The sequence below is a fragment of the Sulfuriferula multivorans genome (assembly GCF_003851125.1).
Classification (GTDB): domain Bacteria; phylum Pseudomonadota; class Gammaproteobacteria; order Burkholderiales; family Sulfuriferulaceae; genus Sulfuriferula; species Sulfuriferula multivorans.
Genome location: NZ_BGOW01000003.1, coordinates 16,473 through 29,228, shown reverse-complemented (window position 1 = coordinate 29,228; position 12,756 = coordinate 16,473). Strand labels below are relative to the sequence as shown.

Annotated in this window: 10 protein-coding genes; all 10 read left to right on the top strand. The window is 64.0% G+C overall.

The genetic code is table 11. From position 1 onward, the window contains the following. Window positions 1-7 precede the first annotated feature (7 nt). Genes EI185_RS02795 through EI185_RS02750 form a run of 10 tightly spaced genes read left to right on the top strand, consistent with a single transcriptional unit; the run spans window position 8 to window position 12,717 of the window. Window positions 8-1,912 carry a hypothetical protein gene (locus EI185_RS02795; protein WP_124703606.1) on the top strand — a complete coding sequence of 635 codons (1,905 nt, stop codon included), beginning with the start codon at window positions 8-10 and terminating at the stop codon, window positions 1,910-1,912. Between the two features lie 21 nt (window positions 1,913-1,933). After that, window positions 1,934-3,742, top strand: a complete 1,809-nt coding sequence (locus EI185_RS02790; protein ID WP_124703605.1) for a caspase family protein — start codon at window positions 1,934-1,936, stop codon at window positions 3,740-3,742. Between the two features lie 33 nt (window positions 3,743-3,775). Next, a complete protein-coding gene (locus tag EI185_RS02785; RefSeq protein WP_124703604.1) occupies window positions 3,776-4,945 on the top strand; it encodes a papain-like cysteine protease family protein in 1,170 nt (389 codons plus the stop codon). A gap of 27 nt (window positions 4,946-4,972) precedes the next feature. Then, window positions 4,973-5,902: a hypothetical protein gene (locus EI185_RS02780; RefSeq protein ID WP_124703603.1), complete on the top strand. Its 930-nt coding sequence runs from the start codon at window positions 4,973-4,975 to the stop codon at window positions 5,900-5,902. After that, window positions 5,899-6,711, top strand: coding sequence for a FecR family protein (locus tag EI185_RS02775; protein WP_124703602.1), 813 nt, complete (start codon window positions 5,899-5,901; stop codon window positions 6,709-6,711). The genes EI185_RS02780 and EI185_RS02775 overlap by 4 nt, the downstream gene beginning before the upstream one ends. 34 nt (window positions 6,712-6,745) lie before the next feature. Beyond that, window positions 6,746-7,228 carry an Hcp family type VI secretion system effector gene (locus EI185_RS02770; protein ID WP_124703601.1) on the top strand — a complete coding sequence of 161 codons (483 nt, stop codon included), beginning with the start codon at window positions 6,746-6,748 and terminating at the stop codon, window positions 7,226-7,228. Between the two features lie 21 nt (window positions 7,229-7,249). Next, window positions 7,250-8,032 (top strand): zinc metalloprotease, encoded by a 783-nt coding sequence (locus EI185_RS02765; RefSeq protein WP_124703600.1) that lies wholly within the window; start codon window positions 7,250-7,252, stop codon window positions 8,030-8,032. 42 nt (window positions 8,033-8,074) lie between these two features. Further along, on the top strand, window positions 8,075-8,908 hold the full coding sequence (locus EI185_RS02760) for an N-acetylmuramoyl-L-alanine amidase (RefSeq protein WP_124703599.1): 834 nt from the start codon (window positions 8,075-8,077) through the stop codon (window positions 8,906-8,908). A gap of 39 nt (window positions 8,909-8,947) precedes the next feature. Beyond that, window positions 8,948-11,680: a patatin-like phospholipase family protein gene (locus EI185_RS18130; protein WP_223247634.1), complete on the top strand. Its 2,733-nt coding sequence runs from the start codon at window positions 8,948-8,950 to the stop codon at window positions 11,678-11,680. After that, entirely contained in the window at window positions 11,677-12,717 is a 1,041-nt protein-coding gene (locus EI185_RS02750; RefSeq protein ID WP_124703598.1) for a VIT1/CCC1 transporter family protein, read from the top strand. The genes EI185_RS18130 and EI185_RS02750 overlap by 4 nt, the downstream gene beginning before the upstream one ends. The last annotated feature ends 39 nt before the right edge of the window (window positions 12,718-12,756 follow it).

Sequence of the window (12,756 nt, the reverse complement as noted above, 5' to 3'; positions counted from 1 at the left end):
GACGGCCATGGCTTACATCCTCGACAAGGCGTTCGCAGTCAACAAGGACGTATTCACACTGGCGCAGAAACAGCCGTCGATCACCGGTTACACCCGGCTCGAAACCCTGCCCACCGCCGTCAGCATGAAAACCGGGCTGCAGGCGCCGCTGGCCGACCCGCTCTGGCTGCTGGCGCGACAATGGCAGTTCAACGAATTCCAGGGCGAGGACGCGGGCACGCCGCTGAAGCTGCGCTTTGCCGTGCAGGGCGCGCCGATTGACGCATTCCGTTCCGGTACCGATGTTCAGCCGCAGCCGTGGCAAGCGCTCGATGGCGTGCCGCTGGAAACCCGCGTCGAGGCCGAGCCGGTGTGGGCCACCCACCCGCGCCTGCGCGGCGAGGCCGGGCTGCAGTTGCTGCGCATGAGCCCGCCTGCGTTGCGCACCGCCCTGCTGCAAAATTATCCATTGAGCCTGTCGGCGCCGACCGCTACTGAGGCCGCCGCTGACCAGGCCGGGCTGCTGTGGTCGCAGCTGTTCGACCGGCGCACAGTCGATGCCAGCGCCCTGCGCGCGGATTTGCAGCCACTGTTGCTCGATGGCGTGCTGACCGGTGTGCCTGCCGTGCTGGGTAACGACGCCGCCACGCAGGCGCTGTTGCAGACCTGGCTCGACTGGTACGACGCGCTGGTGTACGAGGGCGCCGCGAACAACCCGGCGTGGCAGCGCGAACGCATGGAATACGCGTTTGCGCTGAAAAGCGGCAACATTGCGCTGGACGCCGCCGAATACACCGACGGCCATCTCGACTGGGATGATTTTATCGCCACCACCGCCCCCGGAGATGCAGCGCAGGTACACACCTTCAGCGTGGCGCAGCGCATCCCGACGCCGGTGCGTTACCCCGGCATGCCGGCCGAACGCTACTGGGAATTCGAGGACGGCCAGGTCAACTTTGCCGGCGCCGAGGCGGGCGCCACCGACTTGGCGCGCATGTGCGTCACCGAGTTTGCGCTGAGCTTCGGCAACGACTGGTTCATGGCGCCGGTGCGCCTGCCGGTGGGCGCGCTGTACCGGCTGGAGAACGACGCGTTCGAAGTCGTCGACAGCTTCGGCATTCCCGCCACGGTGCGACCGATCCAGCCGCTCGGACAGACGCCGTGGCAGATGTACGCGCTGCGCGCCTCGCCGAATCTGGGGAACCAGTTGACTGGCACGCTGTTCCTGCCCGACAGCCTGGACGGCGTGCAGGAAGGCGCGGTACTCGAACACACGCTGCTGGTGCGCGACGAAATGGCGAACCTGGCCTGGGCCATCGAAAAAACCGTGCAGGGCGTATCCGGCGAGCCGCTCGACCGCGACCTGGAGGCCAAGGGGCTGGCGTTCAGCCAGCAGATCGAATTCCCGACAGCAGCCGACGCACAGGCCGTCGCACCGCAACTGATTTACCGGCTGGCGACGCCAGTACCCGCCAACTGGACGCCGCTGTTGCCAACGCGCAAAGGACTGGATTTCGCCGCGCCGCTCGACATTCAGCTGGCGCGCGCGGGCATGAAGCGCTTCTATCCCGACCCGGTGACGCTGGTCGCAGACGACCCGGACTACGACAAATTTCTTGCCAATCTCGACGCGCAGACCGACTTCATCACGCCGCTGGCGATTGCCGAAGACGCGCATATCAAGGCCTATATCTTCTACCCGCGCGGCTGGCTGCTGCGGCGCGACCCGAACCAGCCAATGGACATCCACGACACGCTACTGCTGGAAGAGGAAGAAGTGCCGCGCATCGGCGCCAGCCTGAAACGCAAATTCCAGTACGCGCGCAGCAGCGACGGTCGCAGCTGGCTGTGGATCGGCCGCAGCAAACTGGCCGGACGCGGCGAGGCCGCCAGCGGGCTGCGTTTTGACGTAGCCGAGAAACGTAAACCGTAAATCTGCCCAAGGAGAACCCGTATGGCCAAGTCACTTTCCATCCTGTGCGTACACGGCGTCGGCCACGGCGATGTCGACCCGAATCTGCAGGCGTCGTGGACGCAGGCCATCCGCGACGGCCTGCAGGCGTGGAGTCCCGAACTGGAGGTGATGTGCGATTTCCTTCAGTACGACGCGCTGTTCGACCAGGCGCCGCACAACCCGCTGACCTATGCCGCCGCATTTGCCAATGTGCTGGCGAGCGGCATCGTGCACGGCGTGGGCGACCTGTTCACGCGCGAGCGCGGGCTGTTCGAGATGCCGGAGCAGTTGCGCTGGAGCGCAGGCATGGTGGCGCAGTGGGTGAGCGACGAAAAACTGCGTGCGACGGCGCGTGACGCAGTGCTGCAAAAAATGCAGACGGGTGCTTACGATGCGGTGTTAGGGCACAGCCTAGGCTCGCTGATCTGCTATGACACCTTCCTGCGCAACCCGGCGGCGCTGAAGGGCAAGACCTTCGTTTCACTCGGCGCGCAGATCGGCAATCCCTGCGTGCGCGACGCTTTTGCTGGTCGGCTGGAATGCCTGAACAGCGCCAAGCAGTGGTTTCACCTGTACAACCCGGACGACCACGTGATGACCGCCGGGATCCGCCTGAACGCGGGAAATTTCGAGGAAATCGGCACCCAGTTCGACATCCCCAACGACCCGCTCAACCACGACGCTACGCACTACCTCAGCCATCCCAACACGCGCAGCGCAGTATGGCGCGTGCTGTCGGGCGCCAGAACCGAACGCGTCATGACGCGCGGCCTGGCGGCATTCCAGAAAGCCAGCGCCAAGCCAACGCGGCGTGCGCTGCTGGTCGGCATCAATGACTACCCGGATCCGGCCAACCGGCTGGAAGGCTGCGTCAACGATGTGTTCCTGATGAGTTCGGTGTTGCAGGAATGCGGCTTTGCCGCCGAGGACATCCGCGTGGTGCTGGACCAGCGCGCCACCGCCGACGGCATTCTTGAGCGCCTGCACTGGCTGCTTGACGGCGTGCAGTCAGGCGACGAGCGTGTGTTGTTCTACTCCGGCCATGGCGCGCAGATACCGGCCTACGGCGCCAGCGACGAAGTTGATCATCTGAACGAATGCCTGGTGCCCTACGATTTCGACTGGACGCCTGCGCGCGCCATCACCGACAAACAGTTTCTCGGCCTCTACAGCCAGCTGCCCTACGACAGCTACTTCGCCGCCATTTTCGACTGCTGCCACTCCGGCGGCATGGCGCGCGAAGGCAGCCGCCGCGTGCGCGGCATCACCCCGCCCGACGACATTCGCCACCGCGCGCTGAAGTGGAACGCCGCGTTGCAGATGTGGGAGGAACGCTCGCTCACCACCACCAACCGCTCGCTGGAACAGAACAAGGGCGCGGCGTATCTGGGCAGCAGCGGCGCGAGCTACCGGCTCGGCCGCGCCATCGGCCTGCGCGGGCTGACGCAACAGGATTACAACAGCACGCGCAAGGCACTCGGCCACCACGGCCCCTACCTGCCGGTCATCATCGAAGCCTGTCAGGAAAACCAGCTGTCGTACGAATACCGTCACGGCGTGCAGTCGTTCGGCGCGTTTACCTACAGCCTGGCAGAAACCCTGCGCGCCAGCCGCAGCCAGCGCGGTAATCCCGACTTCGTCACGCTGATCAAAAGCGTGAGTGCACGCCTGAAACGCCTCAAATACGAGCAGACGCCGTGTCTGTTGGGGCCGAAAAGCATTTTGAAAATGCCGATCCCGTGGAGCACCCAGCCCGCGCCCGCCAAGCGTGGCAAGCGCAAAACCAGTACCGGATCCGGCAACAGCTGATGTCTGCCGTACAGTCACAGGAGGAAACGAACCATGAACATTGCCGAATACGTCGCCGTCAGCAGCCGCCCCTACAGCGCGCTGTTACAGGAAATCAGGCTGTTTGGAAGGTGGTTTGCATCGCGCCAGCTGGCGTTCACCATGCAGGCGCAGACCCAGACCAACTGGTGCTGGGCGGCCAACGCCACCAGCGTGTCGCATTTCTACTGGTGGTTCCGGAACAGCTGGACCCAGTGCCGCGTCGCCAACGCCGAGCTGGCGCACAACGACTGCTGCAACAGCAGCGTGCCTGCGGCGTGCAACGTGCCGTGGTACCTCGACTGCGCGCTGACCCGCACCAACAACTTCGTCAGCATGAGCGCCACGCAGGCCGGGTTTGCCCAGGTGCGCGCCGAAATCGACGCCGGTCGGCCGGTCGGCGCACGCATCGGCTGGAGCGGCGGTGGCGGACATTTCGTGATGATCTATGGTTACAGTCTGGTTATCGGTCTTGAATACTTCGATATCGACGACCCGATTTACGGCAAGAGCCATCTCACGGTCGCCGATTTTTCCAGCAACTACCAGGGCAGCGGCAGCTGGACCCACACCTACTTTACCAAGAGCTTTTTCAAAATGCCGATCAAATACCTGATTGCCGACGAAGCCATCCTGCAGCGCATCCGCGAAGCGCGTCCGCTGCTGAGCCTGAAACAGGATCGGGCAGCCGCCAGCGAGCAACACATCCTCGACCAGCAGGCGCACGCCGCGCTCGGCATGGCGCAGCGCGTCTACAGCATAGGACTGGATGCGTTGCTGTCGGAACCCGCGCCACCACAACAGTCTGTGGGGTTGCGCGTGTACGAAATGCGTGGCGACACGGCGCAGGCGTTTTTCGACGTGAGTGAAGACACGCAACCGCGCGTGCTGCAAATGTCCGCATCGAAGTTTCACCTGGAGCCATTCACACGCGGCCTGGCGGTCGCCCTCAAGGCGGCGGAACAGCACGGCGAAGACAGCGAACTGCGCCTGTTGCGCGTGCCTGCGCTCAATTTCGAGGCGTTGTGGATCCATTCTGCGGACGACACCCAGGATCTGCTGGTGCCGCTGCACGCGGTCGGCAAATTGACTGTGAACCAGCCGGTGCCGCTGGATCAGGCGTTCGACGCGCTGCGCGAGGCGGCCCGTCCGCTGGCGCAGATGGACGACAGCATGGGGGCTTGAACGGTGCAATAAAAGCAGGACACTCGCATGGAATTAAGCAAAGGCATCGCACTGTTCGTTGGCTGGCTGTCCGGCGCACTGGCCGGCATCGGCGCGATTCTGTATGCCTGCGGCTACCTGCTGAGCACCGCGCAACTGCACCTGCTCGGGCTGTCCGGGCTGGTGAATTACGGCCAGGAGCGTTACGTCGAGGAGGGCGGGCGCTTTCTCGTCGACGTACTCGGTCTGCTCGGCGAAATCCTGCTCAATCTGCTCATCAGTGCCGGTTTTGTGGCGCTGCTGGTGCTGCTGGTACTGGCACCGCTGGGGTATTTCATGCGCCACCGTCTGGGGGCGGCGCGGGCGCGCTGGCACGCGCGTCTGGCACAGATACGCCAATCCGGGCCGGCACGGGCGCTGGTATTCGCCGCGTTGCTGGTGCTGCTGCTGGTGGGCAGCGAAGACCCGCAAAGCCTGAATGCGCCGCTGCAAATCTCCAACCTGCTGTTTGTGCAACAGCAGCCCGCGGCGGGGAGTCTGAGCGCTCTGCTGCTAAATGGCGACAGCGTTCGTCTCAAGGCCATTTTTGCCAACAGTTTGCTGATGCTGCTCAAGGCTGCGGTACTGCTGCTGCTGGCCTGGCGGGTGGCCGCGCCGTGGCGTTGGCGGCTGCTGTTGAGCGCGCCGTTTGTGCTGATTGTACTGCTCTACACGGTATTGCTGCCGATGCTCTACGGCGTGTTGCAGCGCCAGATCCGCCTGCCGGTCATCAGCCTCGATACGACCACGACCTGGCCCGGCAGCGGTGCTGAAAAACTGTTCCTGCTGAACCGGACCGAGCGCGATTTCGTGCTGTGGGATGCGCACGCCAGACGCGTGTTGTGGCTGCCCGTCGGCGCGGTGCGCAGCGCACAGATCCGCCAGATCGAAACGCTGTTCGCAGGCCGCGCCGCCATGCCAACGAGGAGAACGCCATGAGATCAGAGTCCGTAATATCACCGTTCACCGTATTGCTACTGGGGCTGCTCCTCGCCCTGACCGGCTGCGCAGGCGGCATATATAACAAAGAGCCCGCTCTGGGCGACCGCATCGGCACGCTCGGCGTGGCCGGCAGTCAGGTGTTCCTCAACGGCAACCGCGCCTTCGGCGGCGAGGCGATACGCGTCGGCGATACTGTCACCACCGGCAACGCCAGCAGCGGGCTGATTGAATTTGCCGACGGCGGCCTGTTCCAGCTGGATCAGGACACCGACCCGATTTTTCTCGTCAAGCGCCTGCAATCGGGTTTCTGCATTCTGTCCAGAATATTGCGCGGTCAGGTGTTCGTCGACAAACAGCAGTTCTGCATCGACAGCCCGGCGCTCGACGCCATCAACAACAGCCGCATCAATATCCGCGCCACCGCGCAGCAGACCGGTATCACAGTACTGCAGGGCAACGTCAACGTAGTGCGCCCGCAAGCGGCACGCATCCTGGCCGGCCAGCAATACGTGATGAACTTGCGCGGGGTCGCGCGCATGCGCCAGCTGGATCCAGCCGAGCTTCTGGAAACGGTACGCTGGCGCAACAATTACACCTTTTCTGGCTGGTGCTGCAAGGCGCAGCAGGTCACCCCCAGCGACCGCGAACAATGCGGTACCGGGCAGTTTTCCTTCGACCGCGCGCTGCTGGAAACGCAATGCAGGCCGCGTGACCCACCCCAATTCGATTTCGGCTTCGGCCTGCCAATGCATTCGCGTCCCAAGCCGGCTGCACCACCCACAAAGCAACCCAACTACATGCGGTAATTGCCCGCACGCCGCTTCGACGCAGGAGACGTGCATGAAAATCGAACTGTTTTTGAAGCTAGACGGCATCGACGGCGAATCCACCGACGACCGCCACCGCAATGAAATCGAGTTGCTGTCGTGCAACTGGAGCGAATCGCAGCAGCTCATCCACAGTGGGGGCGGCGGCGGTGCCGGCAAAGTGCAGGTGCAGGATCTGTACTGCAGCCTGCACAGTTGCACCGCCTCGCCCAGGCTGCTGCTGGCAGTGGCCACGGGCAAACGCATCAAGCGCGCCATTCTGACCGTGCGGCGAGCCGGCAAAACGCCACTGGATTTCTTGCAGTGGACGCTGGGCGATGTGGCCGTGAGCGCCTACCAGACCGCCGCCGAGCAAGGCAGCGGGTTGCCACCCACCGATCAGGTGAGCCTGCATTTCAACAACATCACGCTGGAATACCGGCCGCAACAGGCGGATGGCAGCTTGGGTGCCGCGATCACGGCAGGCTGGGACGTCACCAAAAACCAGGCCATTTGAGGCCACCACGAGGAGAACATCATGAACAAGAAACTTAAGCTGCACATGTGCATCGACCGCATCATTCCGATTGAGCACAAAATCGTCGCCGCCAGTCTGGCAATCACCGAAAATCCCGGCAACCAGCCCCGGATGCCGCGCGCGCTGGCTGGGGCTTCCATGCACCCGGCCAAGATGGCGCTGCTGGCCGGCAAGAAGTGGCAGAACGGGCGCGAACTCGGCGTGTATTTCATGGACGGCAGTGCCACGCAAAAGGCCAAGGTGCGTCAGTTCGCCACGCTGTGGGAGGCTTACGCCAACATCCGCTTCAATTTCAACGCCCGCCAGAGCAGCGCCGAGATTCGCGTATCGTTCGAGGCCGACGACGGTTCCTGGTCGGCGGTCGGCACCGATAGTCTGCACACCACGTATTTCAAAAAAAGCGAACCCACGATGAATTTCGGCTGGCTGCGCGACAGCACCGACGACGAGGAATGGCGGCGCGTGGTGGTGCATGAATTCGGCCACGCGCTGGGTGCCATCCACGAACACCAGAACCCCAAAGGCGGCATCAAGTGGAACCTGCAGGCGGTGTACGATTATTTCAGCGGGCCGCCGAATAACTGGAGCAAGGCGGACATCGACCACAACATCGTGCAGAAATATTCGCTCGATCAACTCAACGCCAGCAAGTTCGATCCCAAGTCCATCATGCTCTACAGCTTTCCGCCCGAACTGCTGCAAAGCGGCGTCGGCACCGCCAGTAACACCAAGCTGTCCACCGGCGACAAGCGCTTCATCCGGCGCATGTACCCAAAAGCTTGAACGTCTGTTGCCCGCATCAACCTTGCCACGGGAGGCCACCCCATGAAAATCATCAACCACCGCCTGCTAAACGACGACGGTACCGCGTGTCGCTACCAGCCCAGCCCCAGCGTCGGCGGGGTGCTGGCGGCGCAATATCTGGTGATGCACTTTACCGCCGGGCGCGACGCCGCCAGCAGCATCGCCTCGCTGTGCAACAAAGCCAGCAAGGCGTCGGCGCATGTGGTGATCGGCCGCGACGGCGGCGTAACCCAGCTGGTGCCGTTCAACCGCGTCGCCTGGCACGCCGGGGTGTCGCGCTGGCAGGGGCTGGAAGGCATGAACCGCTACGCGCTCGGCATCGAGCTCGACAACGCCGGGCGGCTCGACCGGGTCGGCAGCCGCTGGCAGGCGTGGTTCAAGGCGAGTTACCCGGATGACGAGGTGCTGGTGGCGAATCACAAAAACGATGCGCCGGGCACGCCGCCGTGCGGCTGGCATACCTATACCGAGGTGCAGATTGCCGCCGCGCTGGAAGTGGCGACGCTGCTGGTGGGCAAGTACGCGCTGCGCGATGTGCTGGGCCACGAGGACATCGCACCGGGCCGAAAAGTCGATCCCGGTCCGGACTTTCCGATGACGAGCTTTCGCGCGCGCCTGTTTGGTCGCGCCCAGGATACCGAAGAGGTGCTGACGACCACCACTGCACTGCATATCCGCGTCGGCGCAGGCGCAGGTTTCGCCGCCTTGCCGGTCAGCCCGCTGCCGCTCGGCACGCGCGTCGAAGCGCTGCAGAAACAGGGCAACTGGTGGCGCGTGGCGGTGCTCGACACAGTAGCGGGCGATATGGACGTGGAAGGCTGGGTCAACAGCCGTTTTCTGCGCGCAGCGACCTGACGTCGTTTTTTAACCTGTACATCAAAAAGGCCACCGCTCATGCCCGCCCCCCAGCCCGACCCAGCCGACCCGGATGCCCCCCTCACGCTGGCGGCGATGCTGCAACACGAGCGCGCGGTACTGGATGCGTTGCGCGTGCAGGACGGCACGCCCGCCAACGCGCCGCGTGTCGGCCTGGCCTTCTCCGGCGGCGGCATCCGCAGCGCCACCTTCAACCTCGGCGTGATCCAGGCGTTGGCTGAACGCAAGCTGCTGCGCGGCTTCGATTACCTGTCCACGGTGTCGGGCGGCGGCTATATCGGCGGCTGGCTGGCGGCGCTGATCCGGCGCAAGGGCAACGGCAGCGTGGCGGCACTCGAACCGCTGCTGGCGTGCGGCGGCGACGAGCTGACGGCGGTGCGCTTTCTGCGCAGCTACAGCAATTATCTGACGCCGCACAGCGGCCTGCTGTCGGCCGATACGCTGGGCGCGGTGGCGACCTATCTGCGCAATCTGTATCTCAATCTGAGCGTGCTGATCCTGAGCGTGGCGGCGCTGCTATTGCTGCCCAGGCTGCTGATTGCGGCACTGCCGCAGCTGGCCGGTCTGCAGCTGCCGGGGCTGGGTACGCTGCTGGAGTGGAGCGGGTTTCATTCCCTCAATGCGCTGCACCCGATCTACTTCGGGCTGGGTGGGCTGAGTCTGCTGGTGGCGGTGGTGATGACCTCATTCAATCTGGTGAGTACCGGGACGCCGCGCTGGTACTGTCAGCAAGGCTGGGTGCTGAGGCTGATCGTGTTGCCGACGCTGTTGGCCGCAGCCTTGTTCAGTTACGGCTTTTTTCTGCTCGGCGCAAAGCTCACCGCGCCGCCGCTGGAATGGATGAAAACCGCCGCACTGCTGTACGCGCTGCCGTGGCTGTACGGCCGCTTGCTGAGTCTGGTATTCGGCCAGGCAGAACGGCGCGAGCTGCTGCTGCGGCCGCTGCGCAGCAGTCTGGTGACGCTGCTCAGCACGCTGGCGGCGGGCGCACTGGGCGGACTGCTGTTTTATGCAGCGGTGCACGGCTTGCGCTATCTGCCCGCCGAGACGGCCGTGTGGTGGGCGGTAGGGCTGGGCACGCCGCTGATTTTGAAGATTTTTTCGCTGGTGGTGGTGGCGCACATCGGCTTCATGGGGCGCGATTTTTCCAACGCCATGCGCGAATGGTGGAGCCGGCTCGGCGGCTGGATACTGATCATCGGGCTGGCCTGGCTGGCTTTGTTTGTGGTCGCCATTTACGCGCTGCCGTTGTTGCTGTGGGCCAGCCACTGGGCATATGGCGGCGGCGCCGCCTGGCTGGCGTCCACCGTGACCGGGCTGCTGCTGGGCTCGGGGCCGGCCACTGCCAAACCCGGCAGTGTGTGGTGGAAGGAATGGCTGGCGAAAAGCGCGCCGTGGGTGTTCATCAGCGGCCTGCTGATCCTGCTCAGCGCGCTGCTGCAATATGCGCTGAGCGACGTGGATGGACGCGCACTGGCGCCTGGCAGCAGCGTCCAGGACTATGCCTACCATTGCCTTGCCGCCATGAACCAGGTGTCCGGCTGGCTGCTGCTGGGGGTGGCGCTGGCGTGTGTGGCCGCCGCTGCGCTGCTGTCTTGGCGCGTCGATATCAATCTGTTTGCACTGTATTACTTTTACCGCGACCGGCTGGTGCGCTGCTATCTGGGCGCCTCGCGCCAGCCTGAGCGTGCGCCGCAGCTGTTTACCGGCTTCGACCCGGCTGACGACCTGGCACTGGCCGATCTGGTGCAGCGCCCGTATCCGATTTTCAATACCGCCATCAATCTGGTCAAAGGCAGCGATCTGGCCTGGCAACAGCGCAAGGCAGCGGCGTTCAGCTTCACCCCCAGCCATTGCGGCTTCAGCCTGGCGACCACTGCCAGCAACACCGCAAAGTGCCGCGGCGGCTACCGCCCGAGCGCCGGATACCTCGGCCCGCACGGGGCTTTTCTCGGCACGGCGATGGCGATTTCCGGCGCGGCGGCCAGCCCCAACATGGGCTATCACAGCTCGCCCGCGCTGTGTTTGCTGATGACGGTGTTCAACCTGCGCCTCGGCCACTGGAGCGGCAATCCGTGCCACCCCAGCGCCTGGCGCGCCTATGGCCCGAAACTGGGCGGGCGCTACCTGCTGAGCGAACTGTTCGGTCTCACCGACAGCGATACGCCGTTCGTCTATCTGTCCGACGGCGGTCATTTCGAGAACCTCGGCATTTACGAACTGGTGCGGCGGCGCTGCAACTACATCGTCGCCATCGACGCCGGACAGGACGAAAAATTCAACTTCGACGATCTCGGCAACGCCATTCGCAAGTGCTACACCGATTTCGGCGTGCGCATCGACATCGACGTCAACGCGCTGCGCCCGGACTCCGCCACGGGTTTGAGCCTGTGGTCGGCGGCGGTCGGCCGCATTCATTATCCCGATGCGCCGGACGCCCAGCTGCTGTACCTCAAGCCCACGCTGGCATGCGATATTCCCTCTGACGTGTTCAACTACGCGGTCAGCAACCCCGGCTTTCCGCACCAGCGCACCAGTGACCAGGACTTTGACGAAGCGCAGTTCGAGAGCTACCGCAAGCTCGGCCACCACCTTGCGGCGCACGTGTTTGACGACGCCTATCGCGAACTGCTCGGCAACCATTACAATGCCGGACAGGATCTGCCCAACCATGAGTGGGCGGGATTATTCCGTATCCTGCGCGCCCACGCAGACGCAGACTTTCGCAAACAGGCCAAGATCACTACATGACATCACACGCATTTGAAGGCTGGCTGGAAGAAAAACGTTCCGTATATCTGTACCGTGCCGTAGCTGCAGCCGAATCCGGCACACCGCGACAGGCTTTATTCAGCGAGCTGGCTGAGGCGGCAGAAGGGCAGGCAAACCTGTGGGCTACGGAAATCCGCAAGGAAGGCGGCATTCCTCCCACCGCTTTTCATCCCGATATGCGCACACGATTGGTTGCCTGGCTGTTACCCCGGCTCGGTACGCGCGCCATGCGCCATGTTCTGGCAGCGATGAAAGTGCGCGGCATGTCGCTGTATTTCAAGCCCACTGCCACCCACGGCATGCCGACCTCGCTGGCCGAGGTCGGCACACGCCATCAGGGACACGGCGGCAACGGCAACCTGCGCGCAGCGGTGTTCGGCATCAACGATGGCCTGGTGTCCAACGCCAGCCTGATTCTCGGCGTAGCTGGCGCAGCGGTCAGCAGCCAGACCCTCGTGCTGACCGGCGTGGCCGGCTTGCTGGCGGGCGCGTTTTCGATGGCGGCGGGGGAATACATCTCGATGCGCTCGCAGCGCGAAATGTTCGAATACCAGATCGGTCTGGAGCGCGAAGAACTCGACCAGTACCCGCAGGAAGAAGCCGCCGAACTGGCGCTGATTTATGCCGCCAAGGGCATTCCCGAGGTCGAGGCCAGGAAACTCGCGGATACTTTAATCGCCGACCCGACTCGTGCCCTGGACACGCTGGCGCGCGAGGAACTCGGGCTCAACCCGGATGAGCTGGGTTCGCCATGGGGCGCGGCGATTTCCTCGTTCATTTCGTTTTGCGCCGGCGCGGCCATCCCGCTGGCCCCCTTTCTCGTTACCAGCGGCAACCCGGCGCTGCTGGCGGCGGTGGTGCTGACTGCGGCGTCGCTGTTTGCAGTGGGCGCCACGCTGAGCCTGTTCACCGGCCGCCACGCCATACTGGGCGGCTTGCGCATGCTGGCCATCGGTGCCACGGCAGGAGCGGCGACCTACTTCATCGGCAGGTTGATGGGCGTAAGTTTGGGCTGATTACGGTGCGCTTAAAACGCAGCATGGTTTTTCAGTTCA

What these genes read in the sequence shown, in the direction of transcription:
- EI185_RS18130 (WP_223247634.1), top strand. Translation starts at nt 8,948, where the DNA reads ATGCCCGCCCCCCAGCCCGACCCAGCCGACCCGGATGCCCCCCTCACG.
- EI185_RS02775 (WP_124703602.1), top strand. Translation starts at nt 5,899, where the DNA reads ATGAGATCAGAGTCCGTAATATCACCGTTCACCGTATTGCTACTGGGG.
- EI185_RS02790 (WP_124703605.1), top strand. Translation starts at nt 1,934, where the DNA reads ATGGCCAAGTCACTTTCCATCCTGTGCGTACACGGCGTCGGCCACGGC.
- EI185_RS02750 (WP_124703598.1), top strand. Translation starts at nt 11,677, where the DNA reads ATGACATCACACGCATTTGAAGGCTGGCTGGAAGAAAAACGTTCCGTA.
- EI185_RS02785 (WP_124703604.1), top strand. Translation starts at nt 3,776, where the DNA reads ATGAACATTGCCGAATACGTCGCCGTCAGCAGCCGCCCCTACAGCGCG.
- EI185_RS02780 (WP_124703603.1), top strand. Translation starts at nt 4,973, where the DNA reads ATGGAATTAAGCAAAGGCATCGCACTGTTCGTTGGCTGGCTGTCCGGC.
- EI185_RS02795 (WP_124703606.1), top strand. Translation starts at nt 8, where the DNA reads ATGGCTTACATCCTCGACAAGGCGTTCGCAGTCAACAAGGACGTATTC.
- EI185_RS02765 (WP_124703600.1), top strand. Translation starts at nt 7,250, where the DNA reads ATGAACAAGAAACTTAAGCTGCACATGTGCATCGACCGCATCATTCCG.
- EI185_RS02760 (WP_124703599.1), top strand. Translation starts at nt 8,075, where the DNA reads ATGAAAATCATCAACCACCGCCTGCTAAACGACGACGGTACCGCGTGT.
- EI185_RS02770 (WP_124703601.1), top strand. Translation starts at nt 6,746, where the DNA reads ATGAAAATCGAACTGTTTTTGAAGCTAGACGGCATCGACGGCGAATCC.